At 68.5% G+C, this 18575-nt stretch carries 19 protein-coding genes; 7 read left to right on the top strand and 12 right to left on the bottom strand.

Features of this window, described 5'->3' with window-relative positions; translation table 11 throughout:
* Positions 1–64: 64 nt before the first annotated feature.
* Both ABIC90_RS24255 and ABIC90_RS24250 read left to right on the top strand, forming a co-directional pair.
* The gene (locus ABIC90_RS24255) at positions 65–730 is read left to right on the top strand and encodes a sigma-70 family RNA polymerase sigma factor (protein ID WP_354358718.1); all 666 of its coding nucleotides are present in this window, start codon (positions 65–67) and stop codon (positions 728–730) included.
* Positions 727–2112 (top strand): hypothetical protein, encoded by a 1386-nt coding sequence (locus tag ABIC90_RS24250; RefSeq protein ID WP_354358716.1) that lies wholly within the window; start codon positions 727–729, stop codon positions 2110–2112. Before ABIC90_RS24255 ends, ABIC90_RS24250 begins: the two co-directional genes overlap by 4 nt.
* A 31-nt stretch (positions 2113–2143) precedes the next feature.
* Here ABIC90_RS24250 and ABIC90_RS24245 read toward each other — a convergent pair whose 3' ends face one another.
* Entirely contained in the window at positions 2144–2923 is a 780-nt protein-coding gene (locus tag ABIC90_RS24245) for an enoyl-CoA hydratase (RefSeq protein WP_354358714.1), read from the bottom strand.
* 142 nt (positions 2924–3065) lie between these two features.
* Between ABIC90_RS24245 and ABIC90_RS24240 the strand changes: the two genes are divergently transcribed.
* The gene (locus ABIC90_RS24240) at positions 3066–3680 is read left to right on the top strand and encodes a DUF2325 domain-containing protein (RefSeq protein WP_354358712.1); all 615 of its coding nucleotides are present in this window, start codon (positions 3066–3068) and stop codon (positions 3678–3680) included.
* On the opposite strand, the gene ABIC90_RS24235 is transcribed toward ABIC90_RS24240, so the two are convergent.
* From ABIC90_RS24235 to ABIC90_RS24225, 3 genes are read right to left on the bottom strand one after another with little or no spacing between them, the layout of a single operon-like run.
* On the bottom strand, positions 3677–5530 hold the full coding sequence (locus tag ABIC90_RS24235) for a M61 family metallopeptidase (RefSeq protein ID WP_354358710.1): 1854 nt from the start codon (positions 5528–5530) through the stop codon (positions 3677–3679). The genes ABIC90_RS24240 and ABIC90_RS24235 overlap by 4 nt on opposite strands.
* The gene (locus ABIC90_RS24230) at positions 5530–6252 is read right to left on the bottom strand and encodes a DsbC family protein (RefSeq protein ID WP_354358708.1); all 723 of its coding nucleotides are present in this window, start codon (positions 6250–6252) and stop codon (positions 5530–5532) included. The genes ABIC90_RS24235 and ABIC90_RS24230 overlap by 1 nt, the downstream gene beginning before the upstream one ends.
* Before the next feature lie 31 nt (positions 6253–6283).
* Positions 6284–7411, bottom strand: a complete 1128-nt coding sequence (locus tag ABIC90_RS24225) for an FAD-dependent monooxygenase (RefSeq protein WP_354358706.1) — start codon at positions 7409–7411, stop codon at positions 6284–6286.
* A 132-nt stretch (positions 7412–7543) separates the two neighbouring features.
* Here ABIC90_RS24225 and ABIC90_RS24220 point away from each other — a divergent pair, with 132 nt between their 5' ends.
* The gene (locus tag ABIC90_RS24220; protein ID WP_354358704.1) at positions 7544–8425 is read left to right on the top strand and encodes an MOSC domain-containing protein; all 882 of its coding nucleotides are present in this window, start codon (positions 7544–7546) and stop codon (positions 8423–8425) included.
* 1 nt (position 8426) lies between these two features.
* Here ABIC90_RS24220 and rbsD read toward each other — a convergent pair whose 3' ends face one another.
* From rbsD to ABIC90_RS24190, 6 genes are all read right to left on the bottom strand, one after another.
* A complete protein-coding gene (gene rbsD / locus ABIC90_RS24215; RefSeq protein WP_354358702.1) occupies positions 8427–8825 on the bottom strand; it encodes a D-ribose pyranase in 399 nt (132 codons plus the stop codon).
* Positions 8822–9793, bottom strand: coding sequence for a ribokinase (gene rbsK / locus ABIC90_RS24210; protein ID WP_354358700.1), 972 nt, complete (start codon positions 9791–9793; stop codon positions 8822–8824). The genes rbsD and rbsK overlap by 4 nt, the downstream gene beginning before the upstream one ends.
* Positions 9790–10902: a LacI family DNA-binding transcriptional regulator gene (locus ABIC90_RS24205; protein WP_354358698.1), complete on the bottom strand. Its 1113-nt coding sequence runs from the start codon at positions 10900–10902 to the stop codon at positions 9790–9792. Before ABIC90_RS24205 ends, rbsK begins: the two co-directional genes overlap by 4 nt.
* A 29-nt stretch (positions 10903–10931) precedes the next feature.
* Complete coding sequence (locus ABIC90_RS24200) at positions 10932–11930, bottom strand: ABC transporter permease (protein WP_354358696.1); 999 nt, start codon at positions 11928–11930, stop codon at positions 10932–10934.
* On the bottom strand, positions 11927–13540 hold the full coding sequence (locus ABIC90_RS24195) for a sugar ABC transporter ATP-binding protein (RefSeq protein WP_354358694.1): 1614 nt from the start codon (positions 13538–13540) through the stop codon (positions 11927–11929). The genes ABIC90_RS24200 and ABIC90_RS24195 overlap by 4 nt, the downstream gene beginning before the upstream one ends.
* A gap of 123 nt (positions 13541–13663) precedes the next feature.
* Positions 13664–14617, bottom strand: a complete 954-nt coding sequence (locus ABIC90_RS24190) for a sugar ABC transporter substrate-binding protein (protein WP_354358692.1) — start codon at positions 14615–14617, stop codon at positions 13664–13666.
* Positions 14618–14817: 200 nt separating this feature from the next.
* Here ABIC90_RS24190 and ychF point away from each other — a divergent pair, with 200 nt between their 5' ends.
* Positions 14818–15909: a redox-regulated ATPase YchF gene (ychF, locus tag ABIC90_RS24185; RefSeq protein ID WP_354358690.1), complete on the top strand. Its 1092-nt coding sequence runs from the start codon at positions 14818–14820 to the stop codon at positions 15907–15909.
* Positions 15910–15968: 59 nt separating this feature from the next.
* On the top strand, positions 15969–16160 hold the full coding sequence (locus tag ABIC90_RS24180) for a hypothetical protein (protein ID WP_354358688.1): 192 nt from the start codon (positions 15969–15971) through the stop codon (positions 16158–16160).
* Between the two features lie 7 nt (positions 16161–16167).
* Here ABIC90_RS24180 and ABIC90_RS24175 read toward each other — a convergent pair whose 3' ends face one another.
* Positions 16168–17160 (bottom strand): trypsin-like peptidase domain-containing protein, encoded by a 993-nt coding sequence (locus ABIC90_RS24175; protein ID WP_354358686.1) that lies wholly within the window; start codon positions 17158–17160, stop codon positions 16168–16170.
* Between the two features lie 125 nt (positions 17161–17285).
* On the opposite strand from ABIC90_RS24175, the gene ABIC90_RS24170 reads away from it, so the two are divergent.
* The gene (locus ABIC90_RS24170) at positions 17286–17960 is read left to right on the top strand and encodes a glutathione S-transferase (RefSeq protein WP_354358684.1); all 675 of its coding nucleotides are present in this window, start codon (positions 17286–17288) and stop codon (positions 17958–17960) included.
* Positions 17961–17979: 19 nt separating this feature from the next.
* Here the strand turns inward: ABIC90_RS24170 and ABIC90_RS24165 are convergent, their stop codons facing one another.
* Positions 17980–18450, bottom strand: a complete 471-nt coding sequence (locus tag ABIC90_RS24165; RefSeq protein ID WP_354358682.1) for a YqaA family protein — start codon at positions 18448–18450, stop codon at positions 17980–17982.
* Between the last annotated feature and the right edge of the window lie 125 nt (positions 18451–18575).

Below are 18575 nucleotides of genomic sequence, written 5' to 3'. Positions count from 1 at the left end.
TTTTTTGCGGGCGCAAACCCCGATGCCCTCCGCCGCCCGTACAAGCTCAGGTGAAAATCCGCCGATGTCCGCGCTTCCCCGCGCCCCTTCCGCCAAAGCCGCCACCGAGCGTAACGCCATGCCCGACGATCAGTTGATGCTGGCCTACGCGCACGGCGACGCCGCCGCCTTCGACGTGCTTTATGCGCGCCACGAAGGCGGGCTGTTCCGCTTCGTCAAGCGTTTGCTGGGCGCGCGGTTGGTGGCCCAGGCCGACGAGGTGTTCCAGGACACCTGGGTGCGGATCATCTCGGCGCGCGAGAGCTTCTCGCCGCAGGGCGCCACCTGGCGAACCTGGGCCTTCACGATCGCCCACAACCTCGCTATGGACCGGCTGCGCGTGAGCGGGCGCGAAGTGACGCTCGATGCGCACCCGGACGACGACGGCGACGCCTTGCCCACGCTCGACCGCGGCGTGCGCGGCGCGGTCGATGCCGCATCGCATCCCTCCACCGAAGAGCTCGCCTTCTGGCGCGCGGCCGGCCGGCGGCTGCTGGTCTGCCTGGACGAACTGCCCGCCGACCAGCGCGCCGCGTTCCTGCTGCACCACGAAGACGGCCTGACCGTCGAGGCGCTGGCGGCCAGCCTGGAGATCGGTTTCGAGACGGTGCGCAGCCGCCTGCGCTACGGCTTGCAGAAGCTGCGCGCCTGCATGGAACGCTACCTGTCGGTGCTGGAGCAACGCGCATGAGCAACGACCGCACCACCGGCCTGAACGGCGCCGACGGAGACGGCGAGCTGCGCGACCCGTTGCTGCGCCGCGCGCTGGACCATGCGCCCGACCACGACGCCAGGCCCGATCCGCGCACCCGCGATGCGATCCTGAAGATGGCGCGCAACCTGGCGCCGGCACCTGTATCGCCGGCGGCAGCGAACAACGCGAGCGCCGCGCCATGGTGGCGCCGCCTGTTCGGCGGTGGCGACACGCGGTCGCGCATGCCGTGGAACGCGGCCTTTGCAACCGTGCTGGTGGCGAGCTTCGTGGCGGTGCTTTGGCATCGCGAGCCGATCCCCGATGCGCAACTCGATGGCGAGGCGCGTGTCGGTGGCGCGACTGTTCAGGCACCGCCGCCTGCTTCTTCTGCTGCGCCGACGCCGCCTTCGGCAGCGCCCGTGCCGCAGGCGCCCAGCCCGGCGACCGTTGCGCCCCAAGCGCCGGCATCGCCGGCATCGCCGCCCGCCGAGCCGCCCGCAGGATTGGCGCGCGATTCGGCCAGGGAGGCACCGGCGGAGCAGCGCGCGGCGGACGCGGTTCGCCGGTCGGCCCCGCCGCTGTCGGCCGCCCCACAAACCGCTCCTGCTGCGGCACCTGCCGCCGCGCCTTCGCCCGAGATCGAAGCGAAGCCTGCGCAATTGCCGGCCGGGGCCGTGGCCCCGGCCCCGGCCCCGGCGCCGCCCGCGCCCATCACCGCGGCGCCGGATGCGGCCGAGCAATCGGCGGCACGCGCACGCAAGAGCAGCGAGAGCCAGTGGGCTGCAAGAGAGAAGCGCAGCAATGAAGCCGCGGGGGCTCCCGCACCGTCGGCAGCGGCGCCATCCGCTGTGGAGCGCGACAGAAGTCCGCCCGCGTTGGCCGCCGCGCCTCCCCCCGCCGCAATCGCCGCACCCGCACCGCCACGCCGCGAACTGGCGGACAGCCCATCGGCGTTCGCCGGACAAGGCCAGGCGAATGCCGAAGCCTCCGGCGGCCTGCGTCCCACGCCGGCACCCCGCGCGGCTGCAGCTGCAAAAGCGGTGGGGCCGCAGGCGGGCATGACGTCGTTCGCGGCGCTCGACCGCTGGACCGCCTTCGACTTCACACGCGCCGGCCTGGGCGTGCGGCATGCGCGCGGCGACATCGAAGGCTTGGCCGCATTGGTGAACACGGTGGCCCGCTCAGCCACCGAGCCCGATGCGCCGCTGGCCGCACCGGTCGAGGCGCGGTTGTCGTTCTACGAGGGAGGCACGCTGATCGCCGAGCTTCAGATCGCCGGCGACCAGGTGCGATGGACGCCGCAGCCCGGCGGCGCCGCATCGGTCGGCACGCCGCCCGCGCAGGCGCTGGCGGCCATGCGCGCGCTGCTCACGCGCTAGCGGGCAGCGGGTTGTTTCAGCAGGGCCGTTGTCAGGCGTTCTTGAAGTCGGGCGCGCGCTTGTTCAGGAAGGCGTCCATGCCTTCCTTCTGGTCGACCGTCGCGAACAGCGCGTGGAACAGCCGGCGCTCGAACATCACGCCGTCGCTCAGGCCGCTTTCGAAGGCGCGGTTCACCGACTCCTTGGCCGCCATCACCGCGATCTGCGAGTAGCCCGCGATGATCAGTGCGGCGCCCAGCGCCTCGTCGGCCAGCTTCTCGAAAGGCACCACGCGGCTCACCAGGCCCGCGCGCTCGGCTTCGGCCGCGTCCATCATGCGGGCGGTGAGCGCCATGTCCATCGCCTTGCTCTTGCCCACCGCGCGCGGCAGGCGCTGCGTGCCGCCGGCGCCGGGAATCACGCCGATCTTGATTTCGGGCTGGCCGAACTTGGCGTTGTCGGCCGCGATGATGAAGTCGCACATCATCGCCAGCTCGCAGCCGCCGCCCAGCGCAAAGCCGCTCACCGCCGCGATCACGGGCTTGCGGATCGAGCGGATGGTTTCCCAGTTGCGGGTGATGTAGTCGCCCTTGTAGGTGTCGATGAAGCTGTACTTGGCCATCGCGGCGATGTCGGCGCCGGCCGCGAAGGCGCGTTCGCTGCCCGTCAGGATGATGCAGCCGATGGCGTCGTCGGCATCGAAGGCCTTGAGCGCCTGGCCCAGCTCGGTCATCAGCGCATCGTTGAGCGCATTGAGGGCCTTGGGGCGGTTGAGGGTGACGATGCCGACCTTGCCTGCTTCGGTTCGTACGTCGATGTTTTCGTAGCTCATGGGTGTTTCTGTCTCCGGCTGGGGTGGGAAAAATCTGCCCGGCCCACTATACCGAGCAAGGCTTCGGGCCTGCTGACGCGGCACCGTTTCGATTGCCTATTTGAGAATTGCTCTCATCTAGAATGGTTGCATGGATTCTCCGATGCAAGAACATGCCGTGTTGCTGCGGGCCTATGCCCGCGTGCAGGAGCGCTGCTCGCGCCTGCTGGCGGAGCAGGCCGAGCGGGTCGAACGTCTGGAGGCGCAGATCGTGCGCCTGCGCGGTGCGCTGGTGGCGCGCGATTCCGCGATGGCACTGGTGCGTGAAGAGCTCGCGGCGCGCGGGGCGCACGCGGCCCTCGGCGGCGCCCTGCCCCGGCGCCTGCATTCGCTGCTGGCGCCCGCCGGGCGGCGACAGGCGCTGCCGCCGCCCGGCGAGAACGCCCTGCCGCCCGACCTTCGCGAAAAGGCCGTGCTGTGCGTCGGCCGCGAAGAAGAGGCGCCCTCCCTCGCACGCCAGCTGGTCGAAATCGCCGGCGGGCGCTACCTGCATCACAACGGGGGAGACGGCGGCGACGATGCCGACGACCTCGCGCTCGAAGCGGGCCTGCGCGCGGCCGACCTCGTGATCTGCCAGACCGGCTGCGTGAGCCACGGCGCTTACTGGCGAGTGCAGGACCACTGCCGGCGCACCGGCAAGCCCTGCGTGCTGGTGGGCGAGCCGCAGCCGATGCTGTTCGTGCGGCAGCAGCCCGCGGTGACCGAAAAAGTCGACTAACCGGCCAACCAGCCGGTCACCTTCGCGGCGTCGTGCGTGAAAAGGCGCCAGGTGGTCACGCCGGCCGGCAGCGTGAGCGGCAACCGCAACAGCTTCCGATCACGCGCCACGATGGCTGTGAACTTCGTCGTATCGCCCAGGTACAGCGCCAGGTCGTCGAGCTTGGCGATGCGCCAGGCCTGTGACGATTTTTTCTTGCCGGCGGCGGGCAATTCGATGCCGATCCACTCGTCGTTCGCGGAGAACCCGGCCTTCTCGGCTGCGCCGCCGCGCAGCACCACCTTCACCTGCACGCTGCCGTTGGCTTCGGCCACGCGCAGGCCGAGCACCTGCGCCTGCTGCGACGGGTCTTCGAGCGTGGCCACGCCATGCGCGCGGAGCAGTTGCGAGAGCGGAAGCTCCTCGGTCGAATGCACCCAGCGGGCGAGTTCCTGTGCATACGAGCGGCCGCTCACGGCCTCGAGTGCGGCCGCGATGTCGGCCTCGCTGATCGGCCCGCCGCCGCTGTGCGTCCAGAGGTGGCGCATCACGTCGTCGAGCGAGCCCTTGCCTTCGTGGCGCAGCGTCAGGTCCAGGCACAGCGCCACCAGCGCGCCCTTGGTGTAGTAGCTGACGGTGCTGTTGGGCGTCTGCTCGTCCTGTCGGTAGTACTTGACCCAGGCATCGAAGCTCGCGTCGGCCACCGGCTGCACCAGGCGTCCCGGCGTCTGCATGACCTGGTTGATGGTCTTGTTGAGCAGGCGCAGGTAGGCCGCGTCGTCGATGCGGCCCGCGCGGCGCAGCAGCAGGTCGTCGTAGTAGCTGGTGAAGCCCTCGAAGAACCACAGGAGCTGCGTGTAGTTTTCCTGGCTGTAGTCGTAGCTTGCGAACTCCGCGGGCCGCAGGCGCTTGACGTTCCAGGTGTGGAAGTACTCGTGGCTGATGAGGCCCATCAGCGTGATGTAGCCCTCGGCCTGCTTTTTCTTTTCGCCGCGCTGCGGCAGGTCGCGGCGGTTGCAGATGAGCGCCGTGGAATGCCGGTGCTCGAGCCCGCCGTAGCCGTCGTCGACCGCGTTGAGCATGAACACATAGCGATCGATAGGCGGCTTCGGCCCGCCGCGCTTGCCCACCTTGTCGCCGTGCCAGAAACGCATCTCGGCTTCGCAGATGGCCTGGGTGTCGGCGATCAGCCGGTCGCCGTCGAACGAGGCCGCGGCGCCCGCGACCACGAAGCGGTGCGGCACGCCGCAGGCTTCGAACTCGGCGCTCCAGAAGGTGCCCATCTCGACCGGGCTGTCGGCCAGCTCGTCGTAGCCCGACGCCAGGTAGCTGCCGAAGCCTTGCTTGTCGATCTTGGAGGGCACGAGCGCCGTGGCGCACGACCAAGGCGCATCGACCGCCGTTGCCGCGGGGGCGGCGATGTCCAGCGCATGCGGCGCGTCGGTCTGGCCTTCGACGCGCAGGCACAGGCTGGTGCCGTTGAAGAAGCCGCGGCCGGCATCGAGCCAGGCGGTGCGCACCGAGTTGTCGTAGGCGCAGACCTGGTAGTGCAGCACCAGCGGCTGGCCCGGCACGCAATCGACCTGCCAGCTGCATTTGTCCAGCTGCGTGAGCGCGGGCTTGCGCCGCCCCTGCGTGGCGCGCAGGCCCTGCAGGTTCTTGGCGAACTCGCGCACCAGGTAGCTGCCGGGAATCCACACCGGCAGCGTCAGGCGCTGCTGCGCGGCGGGTGCGGCGATGGTGAGGGTGACGGTGTAGAGATGGGCATGCAGGTCCGCGCATTCGACGCGGTAGTGCACACCAGCGGAAACTGCCCCGCCCTTGGCCGGCGCGGCGGCGGCCTTGCGCCGCGAAACGGTGGTCGTCGCCATCAGCTGGCGGAGGCGGCGAGTTGCTTTTCGACCTGCTCGGCAGGAATCGCGCCCGGCGTGCGGGTGCCGTCGGTGAAGATCAGCGTGGGCGTGCCGGTGATGTTGTACTTGCGGCCGAATTCCACGTTGCGCTGCAGCGCGGCAACGTCGCAGCTGCTGGCTGCGGTGGCGGGCTTGGTGTTGGCTTCCATCCAGTCGCTCCAGGCCTTGCCCTTGTCCTTGCTGCACCAGATGTCGCGCGACTTGGTGGTCGAGTCGGCGCCGAGCACCGGGTACAGGAAGAGGTACACGGTGACGTTGTCGACCGACTTCATGTCTTTCTCGAAGCGCTTGCAGTAGCCGCAGTTCGGGTCCTCGAACACCGCGAGCTTGCGCTTGCCGTTGCCGCGCACGATCTTGATCGCGTCCTTCAGCGGCAGCTGGTTGAAGGCGACCGCGCTGAGCTTCTCGATCCGCTCCTCGGTCAGGTTCTTGCGCGAGTTCACGTCGATCAGGTTGCCCTGGATCAGGTAGTTGCCCTGCTCGTCGGTGTAGAAAATTTGCGCGCCGTTCACGCGCACTTCGAAGATGCCGGGCAGCGGCGTCTTGGTGACTTCCTCGATCGGCGGAAACTGAGGAATGCGCGAGGGCAGGTTCTTGCGGATCTCGGCCTCGCCGGCGGTGGCGGTGACCACGGCGCCCAGCATGGCGGCGGCGAGAAGGAGGGTGCGTACGAGAGTCATCGGAGATCCGTTCGATTTCGGGGAAATGGTGTCAGGCCTTCAGGCCCATGGCCTGAGCGGTGATCCAGTGCTTGACGAGGCGCGTGCGGTCGAAGCCGCGCATGCCCCAGTTGCGCAAGGCAGGCAATGGACCCACGTTGTGCGAGAAAAGTTGCTGCAGCCCGTCGGTGGCCAGGCTCATCTGCAGCACGTCGGCGCGGCGGGCGCGTTCGTAGCGGCGCAAAAGGCGCGCATCGCCCACGCTGCGCCAGTAGTCGCGGGTCTTGATGACCTCGGCCAGTGCGGCCGCGTCGGCCAGGCCCAGGTTCAGGCCCTGGCCAGCGAGCGGGTGCACCGTGTGGGCGGCATCGCCGGCCAGCGCCCAGGAGCGCGTCGGCTGGCCGGGCATTGCGCCGGTCCAGCGGTCGGCGATGGCGCGCGCGAGCGGCCAGGCGGCGCGTTCGCTCTTGAGCTGGAGTGCGCCCAGCGCGTTGTGGCTGGCCTCGGTGACAGCGGCGTTGAATTCTTCGTCGGCCTGTGCCAGCAGGGCCGGTGCGCGCAGTTGGCCGACCGACCACACCAGCGCCACTTCGGTGCCGTGCGTGCCGCCCAAGGGCAGCAGCGCGAGCACTTCGCCCTTGTCGTTGAACCACTGGCGCGCGATGCCGTCGTGCGACTGCGCGGCCTGCAGTCTTGCCGCCACCGCATGTTGCGGGTAGCGCGTGACCTCGTAGCTCACGCCCAGCGCCTCGCGCGTGGTGCTGGCCTTGCCTTCGCACACCACGGTGAGCGGCGCGGCCACGGGCTCGGTCACCACCTCGATCTGGGGCTGGAAGCGGACCGCATCGGCCAGTTGCTGCTCCAGCGCGGGCACGTCGACGATCCAGGCCAGCGCATCGACCTTCTGCCGCACGGCGCTGAACTGCACGCGGCCGCCTTCGTCGCCATGCACCAGCATCTCGCGCACCGGGGTGGCGTGGGCCGCGTCGGGCCAGGCGCGCAGCGATTCGAGCAGCGTGCGGGAGGCGGTGTTGAGCGCGTAGGCGCGGATGTCCTGCTTGCCCTGTGCGGCAGCGGGCACCACCAGCGCAACGCGCACGCGCTCGCGCGCAAGCAGCAGGGCCAGCGTGCGGCCGACGATGCCGGCGCCGCGAATGCAAACTTCTGGGGGGAGGGCCATCGCGCGATTGTAAGAACATGACCGCTCCCCGGGCTCCGCGCACCGGGTGCCGCTTCTCCGCCCGTGGGGCCGGCTGGGAAGGTTTGAGGTCCGATGCGGGACAATGACGGCCGAATTCCAAGGAACCCCACCGTGTCCCAGCCTGCTTTCGACCTCGAGGCCACCATCGCGCGCCTGTTCGTCTATCCCGTCAAGTCGTGTGCCGGCGTCGAGCTCGACGAAATGCTGCTGACCGAGACAGGCCTGGAGTTCGACCGGGCCTGGATGGTGGTCGATGCCGACGGCGAGTTCGTCACCCAGCGCCAGATTCCGCGCATGGCGCTCATCACGCCGCAGATGAAGCACATGGAAGTGGTGCTGCGCGCCCCCGGCATGCTGGCCCTGCACCTGGCCTTCGACCGCGTCGAGCAGCCGGTGCGCGTGCGCGTGTGGCAGGACGAAGTCGCCGCCTACGACATGGGCGACATCGCCGCTCAATGGTTCAGCGATTTCCTCTCCGAGCCCGGCCGCCCACAGACGCTGCGCCTGGTGCGCTTCGACCCCGAGCAAAAGCGCCTGTCCAGCCTCCAGTGGACCGATGGCGTCGAGGCGCAGAACCAGTTCGCCGACGGCTATCCGCTGCTGGTGGCGAGCGAAGGATCGCTGGCCGAACTCAACGAGCGGCTCGCTGCGGCCGGCCACGATGCGATCGGTATCGAGCGCTTCCGGCCCAACATCGTGCTGGCCGGCATCGAGTCGCATGACGAAGACCGCGTCGATGCGCTGCACATCGCCACCGCCGAAGGCGAAGCCGAGCTCAAGCCGGTCAAGCCCTGCACGCGTTGCCCCATTCCCGACATCGATCCGGCCACCGCCCTCAGCAGCCCCGAGGTCGGCAACGTGCTGCGCACCTACCGTTCGGACGCGCGGGTCGGCGGCAGCATCACCTTCGGCATGAACTGCATCGTGGTGACGGGCGTGGAGCACATGCTCAAGGTCGGGCAGACCGTGGGCGCGAACTACCGCTTCGAGTAACTCAGAAGGTCACGCCCGCGCACAGCACGATGTTGGCGTAAGGCGTGCATTCGCCGGTGCGAATGACGGCCTTGGCGCGCGCGCTCAGGCGCTTGAGTTCTTCGTGCGACACCGTCTCGGGCACGACGGAGAGCTGGCCTTCGCACCATGCGGGCAGCGCGCCGGCGGGCAATTGCTCGACGGCCTCGCGCGCGAGCAATGCGCGCTCCACCTGCATCTCGGACAGCACGGCCTTGAGCACGTCCGCCACCCGCGGAATGCCGGGCGTGAGCGCCAGGTCGATGCGCTTCGGGCCATCGGGAATCGGCAGGCCCGCATCGCCGATGACCACCATGTCGCCATGCCCCAGCGCGGCAATCACTTGAGAGAGTTCGGCATGCAGCAGGGCAGAGCGTTTCACAGCGGGGTCCAGTCGGGAGGCAGGGGGCTTTGCAGCACGTCGTCGCGCCGCGGAATGGAGGGTTGGGCGCCGGGCTGCTGGATGCAGAGCGCCGCGGCGCGGATGCCCAGGCGCACGGCATCGTCGAACGACTGGCCTTCGCCCAGCGCCACGGCCAGCGCACCCAGAAAGGTGTCGCCGGCGGCGGTGGTGTCGACCGCCTGCACCTTCGGCGCGGGATGGTGGCGCGCGCCATCGGCGTCCACGGCCACCGCACCGCGCGAGCCCAGCGTGACGACCACGCGGGCAATGCCCTTGGCGCGCAGCGCCTTGCCGGCCAGCGCGGCTTCTTGTGGCGTGTCGGCCGGCTGCCCGCAGAGCGTCTGCGCTTCGATCTCGTTGACGACCAGCGTGTCGATGCGCGGCCACAGCGGCTCGGCAATGGCCCGCACCGGCGACGGGTTGAGCAGCACCTTGCAGCCCGCTTCGTGCGCCACCGAGATGGCGCGTGCGACCTGGTCCATCGGTGTCTCGAACTGCGTCACCAGGAAGGCCGCGCCCTGCAGTTGCTCGCGCAACGCCGCTTCGTCGATTTCGACGCGCGCGTTGGCGCCGGGAATGATCACGATGCGGTTCTGCCCGCTGTCTTCCACCAGGATCAGCGCCGTGCCGGTGGGCTCGCTATCGACCGTGCGCAGCGCCGCGGTGTCGATGCCGTCGCGCGCCAGCGATTCGCGCAGCGCCCGGCCATGCGCGTCGTCGCCCACGCAGCCGATCATGCGGACCTTGCCGCCTTCGCGCGCGCAGCTCACGGCCTGGTTAGCGCCCTTGCCGCCGGGAATGTTCGCGATCGAATGGCCGAGCAGGGTTTCGCCCGCGGCCGGTGCGTGAGGGACGCGCACCACCAGGTCCATGTTGAGGCTGCCGAGCACCACGATGCGCGGCGGCTCGGGGCGGCGGGAAGAAGAAGTAGGAGGCTTCGAACTCACGAGATGCGGGATTTTCGGTTGGCCGTGGAAGGCACTGCGTCGGACGCAGGCGATGAAGAAGAAGGCGAAGACACAGGCGCCGCCGCCTCGCGAAAGCTCGCATGGCGCGCGGTCGAGGCGCGCACCCGCAGCTCGGGCTGCAGCACCACCTTGCGCGCATCGCGCCGTTTGCCGCCCACGCGCTCCAGCAGCATGTCGACCGCCAGCGCGCCGATGCGCTCCTTGGGCTGCGCGACGGTGGTGAGCGGCGGGCTGGTGTAGGCCGAGAGTTCGATGTCGTCGAAGCCGACGATGGAAAGCTCGTCGGGCACGTGCACGCCGCTTTCATGCGCGGCGCGCAGCGCGCCGATGGCCATCAGGTCGTTGCACACGAACACGGCCGAGGGCGGCTGCTCGGTGCGCAGGATGGCGTGCATGGCTTCGTAGCCGCCCTGGCTGGTGAAGCCGCCGCGCCACAGCAATGTGTCGGCCTTGGCGATGTCGGGCGTAGCGCCGTTCTCGGCCAGCGCCATGCGCCACCCTTCGATGCGCTGCTCGCTGGGCATCACGCCCACCGGCCCGCCGATGCAGGCGATGCGCTTGTGGCCCAGCGACATCAGGTGCCGCACCGCGAGCAGGCCGCCCTGCATGTGCGCGGTTTCGACCAGGTCGCAGTCCGGGTCGGCGATCTCGCGGTCGACCAAAACAGTGGGAATGCGCAGGCCCTGCAGCTGGGTGACCAGCGAATCGTCGTCGCCGGTGGACACCACGATCAGCCCGTCGATGCGGCGCTCGGCCAGCACCTGCAGGTACACGCTCTGACGGCGGGGCTCGTCGTCGGTGTTGCACAGCACCAGCGTGTAGCCGGCGCCGAAGCACCGGTCTTCCACGATGCGCACGATCTCGGCGAAGTAGGGGTTCGAACTGTTGGGAATGAGCATGCCCAGCGTCGAGGTGGTGTTGCTCTTGAGGCTGCGCGCCATCGCATTGGGCACATAGCCCAGTTCGCGGATGGCGAGTTCCACGCGCTCGCGGCCCTTGGCGCTCACATGGCGCGTGTCGTTGACCACGTGCGAGACGGTGGTCACGGAGACTCCCGCGCGCAGCGCGACGTCCTTGATGGTGGCCATGGCTTGTTGTTCCTCGTTCGGTGGGAAGGTCAGGCCAGGCGGCGGTCCGCGCGGCGCTGGCGCAAGGTGTCGATGATCACCGCAACCACGATCACCGCCCCGGTGATGATGCGCTTGCTCGGCTCGCTCGCGCCCACTTGCGCGAGCCCGGCTTCGAGCACCGCGATGATCAGCACGCCGAAGAAGGTGTTGACCACCGAGCCGCGCCCGCCCATGAGGCTGGTGCCGCCGATGACCACGGCGGCAATGACCTGCAGCTCGATGCCGACGCCCGCATTCGGGTCGGCCGCTTCCAGGCGCGCCGACTGCATGAGGCCCGCGAGCCCGGCCAGGAGGCCGGTGACGGCGAAAACGATGATGCGTATCGGGCGCGGGTCCACACCCGCGAGGCGCATCGCCTCTTCGTTGGTACCGATGCCCACCACATGCCGGCCGAACACGGTGCGCGTGAGCACCATCTGCCCGATGACCACCAGCACCACCGCGAGCACGAAGGCGGCGGAGATGCCGCCGATCCACGGCGCGGCCAGGCCCGAGATGGCATCGCCCACGTACTGCGTGCGCGAATCGGTGACCAGGTAGGCGCCGCCGCGCACGGCTTCGAGCATGCCCAGCGAGACGATGAAGCTCGGCAGCCGCCAGGCGACCGACACCGCACCGGTCACCGTGCCGCAGATGAGGCCGGTGGCCAGGCCCAGCGCCGCGGCCAGCGGCACCGAGAGCTTCCATTCGAGGATGGCGGCGGCCGTTACGGCCGCGCTGAGCGCCAGCACCGAGCCCACCGACAGATCGATGCCCGCGATGATCAGCACGAAGGTCATGCCGACGGCCATCACGGCAAGCGCGGGGATCTCGTTGGCGATGGAAATGAAGGTCTCGCGCGTGAGGAAGTATTCGCTCATCGAGCCGAAGAGCGCGATCATGCCGATGAGCACGACGGTCAGGCCCAGGTAGGTGCCCAGTTGGCCCTTGAGCGCCGAGGAGCGCGCGTTCGGCGAGTGGGTCGGGGTCGAGGCGGCTGCGTTCATGGTGTGTCGGCGGTGACCGGCGTGGCCGGGTTCGAAACGGGAAGGGTGGAGGCCGGGGCCGGCGAAGAAGCGGCGCGTCCGGAGGCGTCGCTGAATGCGGCGGCCAGCAGCGATTGTTCGCTCCACTGGCCGCGCTCGAAGACCGCGACCAGGCGGCCGGCGCTCATCACGCCGATGCGGTCGCACATGGCCATGAGCTCGCGCAGGTCGCTGGACACCATCAGCAGCGCCTTGCCGGCGTCCGTCATGCGGTCGAGTTCGGCGTACAGGTCGGCGCGTGCGCCCACGTCCACGCCGCGCGTGGGTTCGTCCAGCAGCAGCACCTTGCATTCGCGGTGCAGCCAGCGTGCGAACACCACCTTCTGCTGGTTGCCGCCGCTGAGCGTGGCAACCGGTTGTTCGATGCTGCGCGAGCGCACGCGCAGCAGTTCCACCAGGCGCTGGGCGATGCCGCGCTCCTTGGCGCGCAGCAGCCAGCCGGCGCGCGAGATCGCGCCCAGGTCGCTCAGCGTGGTGTTGACGCGGATGGACTGCGTCAGCAGCAGCCCCTGCGATTTGCGGTCTTCGGTGACCAGGCCGATGCCCACGCGAATCGCGCGCATCGGCGAGCGCCAGCCCCGGCTGACTTGGTGCGTGGGCTCCTGTCGCTTGCCGTCGTAGAGCGAGATCTCGCCGCGGTCCGCGCGGTCGGCGCCGAACAGGAGGCGCACCAGCTCGGTCCGGCCCGAGCCGACCAGCCCGGCCAGGCCCATGACTTCGCCCGCGTGCAGGTCGATGTCGACATCGCGCACCACCTCGGCCCGGCCGATGCCGCGCGCGCGCAGCAGCACGGGGCCGGCCGTGCGGCGCCCGCGGCCTTCGTGCTCGTGCACCGCGCGGCCGACCATGCGCTGCACCAGTTCGGATTCGCGCACGCCGGCCATGGCGCGCACGTCGACCAGCCGGCCGTCGCGCAGCACCGCCACACGGTCGGCGATGCGCTGCAGCTCTTCGAGCCGATGCGACACATAGACGATGGCCACGCCGCGTGCCTTCAGCAGATCGATCTGCTCGAAAAGGTGCGAGGTTTCGCGCGGGGTGAGCATGGCGGTGGGCTCGTCGAGGATCAGCACGCGCGTGTCGTCCTGCAGGTTGCGCGCGATCTCCACCATCTGTTGCTGGCCGATGCCCAGCCGCGCGACAGGCGTGGCGGGGTCGATGTGCTGCATGCCGATCTTGGCGAGCTGGCGCGCGGCCAGCTCGTGCAGCCTGGCCTTGCGGATCCAGCCGGACTTGTGGGGCAGGCGGTCCAGCAGCAGGTTCTCGGCCACGGACAGCGTGGTGACCAGGCCCAGCTCCTGCATCACCATGCGCACGCCCACGTGCTCGGCGTCGCGGCGCGAGGCGGGCGCGAAGGCCTTGCCGTCCAGCAGCATCCGCCCGCGCGTGGGCTGCACCAGGCCGCAGACGATCTTGGAGAGCGTGCTCTTGCCGGCGCCGTTTTCGCCCGTGAGGGCGAGCACTTCGCCGGCGTTCAGCACGAGCGAGACGTCGTCCAGCACCGGCGCCGCATAGTCCTTGCCGAGCGCGCTCAGAGAGAGCACCGGCGTACTGCGATCGTTATCAGCCATCGATGGCCACCTCATTCATTCCAGAAACACCGAGGAACCGGCTTTGCCGGGCCTCAGGTGTTGCCCCCGGCAGGGGGAGGGCGAAGCGACACGAAGTGCGCGAAGCCTGGGGGCGAGCAACATTTACTTGGAGTCTTTGGTGACCAGCACCACGTCGGTCTTTACCGCGGCGGGCATGTCCGACTGCTTCTTCTTGTCGGCGATGGCCTTCAGCGCGGTCTCGATGCCGAACACGGCCTGCTTGGCGGCGAACTGGTCGGCGGTGGCGAGCACGCGGCCGTCTTTCAGCATTGGCTTGATGGCGCCGATGTTGTCGTAGCCCACGACCAGCACCTTGCCGGTCTTGCCCGCAGCCTTGACGGCAGCGACTGCGCCCAGCGCCATGCTGTCGTTGCCGGCGAGCAGCGCCTTCAGATCGGGGTGCTCGCGCATCATGCCGGCGGCCACCGTGTTGCCCTTGTCGATTTCCCACTGGCCGGACTGCACGCCCACCACCGTCACGTTGGCGGCCTTCATGGCGTCCTGGTAACCGAGGGTGCGCTGCTGCGCATTGAAGGTGGTGGAGACGCCTTCGATGATGCCGACCTTGTCGCCGGCCTTCAGCTCCTTGGCCAGCGCATCGCCCACCAGCTTGGCGCCGGCGCGGTTGTCGGGGCCCACGAAGGGCACCAGGATGCCCTTTTCCTTCAGCGCGGCGGCGTCGAGCTGGTTGTCGATGTTGACCACCAGGATCCCCTTGTCGATGGCGGCCTTGATGACCGGCACCAGCGCCTTCGAATCGGCCGGCGCGATGACCAGCGCGTTGATCTTCTGCGCCATCATCTGCTCGACCATCTTGATCTGGGCGGAGGTGTCGGTCTCGTCCTTGATGCCGTTGGCCACCAGCGTGTACTGCGCGGCGTTGGCCTTGTTGTGGGCCTTGGCGCCGTCTTCCATGGTGCGGAAGAACTCGTTGGCCAGCGACTTCATGACCAGCGCGACCTTGGGCTTGTCCTGCGCGAAGGCGGGCGTGGCGGCGATGGCGCCCAGCAGGGTGAGCGCGGCGGCGCTTTGCAGGGTGCGGCGGGTGAACTTCATGGTGTTGTCTCCTGAGGTGGTTGAGCGGTACGCCGGTCTGGGCCGGGGGGTCGATGTTATATGACGGAAACGTTTGCGCAAACGTTTGCTAATCGGGTCTAACCCTGAGGTTTCCGATGTGTGGGGAAGAGCCGAAGGCCTGCGGCGCGGGCATGAAAACATGGTCGCCTAAAATGCCCGGTTACCCAAGAGGACCTCCCATGAGTTTGCAATGCGGCATCGTCGGCCTGCCCAACGTCGGTAAATCCACCCTTTTCAATGCGTTGACCAAGGCCGGCATCGCGGCGGAAAACTATCCGTTCTGCACCATCGAGCCCAATGTGGGCGTGGTGGAAGTGCCCGATCCGCGCCTCGCCCAGCTGAGCGACATCGTCAAGCCCGAGCGCGTGGTGCCCGCCATCGTCGAGTTTGTGGACATCGCCGGCCTGGTGGCCGGCGCCAGCACCGGCGAAGGCCTGGGCAACAAGTTTCTGGCGCACATCCGCGAAACCGACGCCACGGTGAACGTGGTGCGCTGTTTCGACGACGACAACGTGATCCACGTGGCCGGCAAGGTCGATCCGATCTCCGACATCGAAGTGATCCAGACCGAGCTCTGCCTGGCCGACCTGGCCACGGTCGAGAAGGCGCTGCACCGCCACACCAAGGTGGCGCGCTCCGGCGACAAGGACGCGCAAAAGCTGGTCGGTTTGCTCGAGCGCTGCCAGGCCTCGCTCAACGAGAACATCCCGGTGCGCGCGCTCGAGTTCACCAAGGAAGAGCAGCCGCTGGTCAAGAGCTTCACGCTCATCACCGCCAAGCCCGCGATGTTCGTCGGCAACGTGGCCGAAGACGGCTTCGAGAACAACCCCTACCTGGACCGCCTGCGCGAATACGCCGCCAAGCAGGGCGCGCCCGTGGTTGCCATCTGCGCCAAGATCGAGGCCGACCTGGCCGAGATGGACGACGAGGACAAGAAGATGTTCCTCGCCGAAATCGGCCAGGACGAACCGGGCCTGAACCGCCTGATCCGCGCGGCCTTCAAGCTGCTGGGCCTGCAGACCTACTTCACCGCCGGCGTGAAGGAAGTGCGCGCCTGGACCATCCACATCGGCGACACCGGCCCGCAGGCGGCCGGCGTGATCCACGGCGATTTCGAGAAGGGCTACATCCGCGCCCAGACCATCGCGTTCGACGACTACATCGCCTTCAAGGGCGAGCAGGGCGCCAAGGACGCGGGAAAGATGCGCTCGGAAGGCAAGGAATACGTCGTCAAGGATGGCGACGTGATGAACTTCCTGTTCAGTTCATAACGCGACTCGCCCCAGGCTTCCCGCACCTCGTGCCGCGATGCGACTTGGAAAAAAGCACCATGACCCGCAGCCGCGACCAATTCAGCCAAGCGAAAGACAAGGACTTGCCAGCGTCGCTGATTGCAATACAGCGCGCGGCTCGCACCGCTCGCGAAGAGGCCGTGCGCACGAACACCGCCATCGTCGTGCAGCGCGATCAGAAGCTGGTTCGCATCACGGCGGAGGAGCTCCGCAAGGCGGGGGTGAAGTAAGCCTCGGCTACTTCGCGGCCTGCTGCTTGCCCCACACCACCGTGTCATCCACCGCATAGGCCGCACACACCACCTTGCGTTCCGTGCATCCCTTGAGGTGCTCGGTCAGCGCCGCCGAGTTGGTGGCCGTGCCGAACTTGTTGTCGCTGGTGATCAGAAAAGCGCGCGGCCGCGCCTGCAGCAGAAACTGGCGGTAGGCGACACGTATCTGCGCGGGATCGGTGCCGACCACCGGCAGGCCCGCTTCATCGGCAAGTGCGGCATGGCCCGAGGGTGCGGGCTCGCCGTTCGGGCCGAGCGCCACGCCGACGTTCTTCAGCAGCTCGCGCCACTTCGTCATCTCCGCGATCACGCGCTGGGGCAGTTCCATCACCCATTGCGCCGGATAGGCAAAGCCCAGGTTCGCACCGCCCGGGGCCACGCGGTCGGTGACGCCGGCCAGCCGGCCTTCGGCATCGAAGAGGCCGCCGCCGCTGGAGCCCGAGGACACCGGCGCCGAGGTCTGGATGATCGGCAACTGGCCCTGCCCGCGCGGGCGCAGGGCGGAGATCAATCCCTCGCTCAACGTGAGTTCAAGCCCGTGCGGGCTCCCGATGGCAAACACCTGCTGGCCGACGCGCAGGCCGTCGGTCGGTGCGATCTGCACGGCCGGCAATTGCAGCGGCGTTTCCGTCATCAGCACGCACAGGTCGCGCGAGGTGTCGGGGTCGCGCAGGATGCTCTTGATCTTGATGGTGGTCTGACCCTGGGTCACGGTGGCCGAGACGGCGCCGTTCACCACATGGCAGGCCGTGGCCAGCGCCGCCGGCGTCACGGCCACCGCGCTGCCCACCGAGGTCTTGCCGCCGCCCTGGTCGCCCTTGACGGTCCAGACGGCAGGCGAGGCCTTGCGAAAAACCTCCTCGGGCTGCAGCGCCCACGCCTGGCAGGCCAGCACGGCCAGGCAGAAGCCGGTTGCCAGGGGCTTGAAACGCGGGATCGGCACCAGGGATTTTTTCATTGGCGCGAGTTTAGAAAGCGCACCGCCCGACGCTCCGTAGGCGGCAGCGCTGTCTGGTGCAGCGTCAAAAGCCTGTTGTTAGTTAGACTGCGCGCGCTCCGATGTCTCCACAAGGCCCAGCCACCATGCTCACCGTCCATCACCTCAACAACTCGCGCTCGCAGCGTGTGCTCTGGCTGCTCGAAGAACTCGAGCTGCCGTACGAGATCGTTCACTACCAGCGCGATCCGAAAACCATGTTGGCACCCGCTTCGCTGCGGGCCGTTCATCCGCTTGGCAAGTCGCCGGTGGTGACGACGCAGGACGGCCTCACGCTCGCGGAATCGGGCGCGATCATCGAGACGGTGATCGAGCGTTTCGGCAACGGCCGCCTGGCGCCCGCGGCCGCATCGCCCGAGGCGCTGCGCTACCGCTACTGGCTGCACTTCGCCGAAGGCACGGCCATGTCGCCGCTCTTGCTCAAGCTGGTGTTCGACCGCATCGAGACGACCAAGATGCCTTTCTTCGCCAAGCCCGTGGCCAAGGCCATCGCGGCCAAGGCCAAGTCGGCCTTCATCAATCCGAACATCGCGAGCCACCTGAACTACATGGAGTCCGAACTCGGCAAGAGCGAGTGGTTCGCCGGCGATGAATTCACGGGCGCCGACATCCAGATGAGCTTTGTGGTCGAGGCCTCGCAGGCACGCGGCGGGCTCGATGCAAAGCGGCCGAAGCTGATGGGCTACCTGGAGCGCATTCATGCGCGGCCCGCGTACCAGCGTGCGCTGGAGCGCGGCGGTCCCTACGGCCTTTTGAGCTGAGGCTAGCGCCGGGCTTGCTTCAGGACGGAAAGATGTAGAGCAGCGCGACCGTCATGGTGACGTAGCGCAGAAACTTTCCGATGGCCATGTAGCCCACGCACGGCCAGAACGGCAGCTTGAGCCAGCCGGCTACCGCGCACAGCGGATCGCCCACGATGGGCAGCCAGCTCAAGAGGCATGCCTTGGGGCCCAGCCTTTCGAGCCAGCCGAGCACACGCACGTGGTGTTTGGAATGCGAGTATTTGTCGGCGACCTTGTGTGCGCCGTAGCCCAGCCACCAGTCGACCGCACCGCCCAGCGTGTTGCCCAACGTCGCCACCGCGACGGCCGGCCAGAACATTTCGGGGTTGAGCTTGAGCAGGCCGAACAGAACGGGTTCGGAGCCCACGGGCAGCAGCGTGGCCGAGACGAAGGCCGCGATGAACAGCGTGGAGAGGCCGTACTGCGGCAGCGCCAGCAGCGCCAGGAGGGAGTCGAGCCAGGCTTGCATAAGGTCGGCGGAGTATAGGCAGTGCCCGTCTTGCAGCGTCGTCGGAGAAAGCCCCGTCAGACACCGGTGTTTGCGCCTCTGTCAACAGCGCAAACGAGGCGCAAATCGTTTCAGTCGCTGAAATC

Origin of the sequence: Variovorax boronicumulans (assembly GCF_040544675.1) — a bacterium.
In the GTDB taxonomy this organism is placed as follows: Bacteria; Pseudomonadota; Gammaproteobacteria; order Burkholderiales; family Burkholderiaceae_C; genus Variovorax; species Variovorax boronicumulans_D.
The sequence above is the reverse complement of the archived record's forward strand: the minus strand, read 5'-3'. Positions and strand labels throughout refer to the sequence as shown.

Bases quoted from the DNA above. Each gene is read 5' to 3' on its own strand.
- ABIC90_RS24255 (WP_354358718.1), top strand. From the start codon at position 65: ATGTCCGCGCTTCCCCGCGCCCCTTCCGCCAAAGCCGCCACCGAGCGT.
- ABIC90_RS24250 (WP_354358716.1), top strand. From the start codon at position 727: ATGAGCAACGACCGCACCACCGGCCTGAACGGCGCCGACGGAGACGGC.
- ABIC90_RS24245 (WP_354358714.1), bottom strand. From the start codon at position 2,923: ATGAGCTACGAAAACATCGACGTACGAACCGAAGCAGGCAAGGTCGGC.
- ABIC90_RS24240 (WP_354358712.1), top strand. From the start codon at position 3,066: ATGCAAGAACATGCCGTGTTGCTGCGGGCCTATGCCCGCGTGCAGGAG.
- ABIC90_RS24235 (WP_354358710.1), bottom strand. From the start codon at position 5,530: ATGGCGACGACCACCGTTTCGCGGCGCAAGGCCGCCGCCGCGCCGGCC.
- ABIC90_RS24230 (WP_354358708.1), bottom strand. From the start codon at position 6,252: ATGACTCTCGTACGCACCCTCCTTCTCGCCGCCGCCATGCTGGGCGCC.
- ABIC90_RS24225 (WP_354358706.1), bottom strand. From the start codon at position 7,411: ATGGCCCTCCCCCCAGAAGTTTGCATTCGCGGCGCCGGCATCGTCGGC.
- ABIC90_RS24205 (WP_354358698.1), bottom strand. From the start codon at position 10,902: ATGGCCACCATCAAGGACGTCGCGCTGCGCGCGGGAGTCTCCGTGACC.
- ABIC90_RS24200 (WP_354358696.1), bottom strand. From the start codon at position 11,930: ATGAACGCAGCCGCCTCGACCCCGACCCACTCGCCGAACGCGCGCTCC.
- ABIC90_RS24195 (WP_354358694.1), bottom strand. From the start codon at position 13,540: ATGGCTGATAACGATCGCAGTACGCCGGTGCTCTCTCTGAGCGCGCTC.
- ABIC90_RS24190 (WP_354358692.1), bottom strand. From the start codon at position 14,617: ATGAAGTTCACCCGCCGCACCCTGCAAAGCGCCGCCGCGCTCACCCTG.
- ychF (WP_354358690.1), top strand. From the start codon at position 14,818: ATGAGTTTGCAATGCGGCATCGTCGGCCTGCCCAACGTCGGTAAATCC.
- ABIC90_RS24180 (WP_354358688.1), top strand. From the start codon at position 15,969: ATGACCCGCAGCCGCGACCAATTCAGCCAAGCGAAAGACAAGGACTTG.
- ABIC90_RS24175 (WP_354358686.1), bottom strand. From the start codon at position 17,160: ATGAAAAAATCCCTGGTGCCGATCCCGCGTTTCAAGCCCCTGGCAACC.
- ABIC90_RS24170 (WP_354358684.1), top strand. From the start codon at position 17,286: ATGCTCACCGTCCATCACCTCAACAACTCGCGCTCGCAGCGTGTGCTC.
- ABIC90_RS24165 (WP_354358682.1), bottom strand. From the start codon at position 18,450: ATGCAAGCCTGGCTCGACTCCCTCCTGGCGCTGCTGGCGCTGCCGCAG.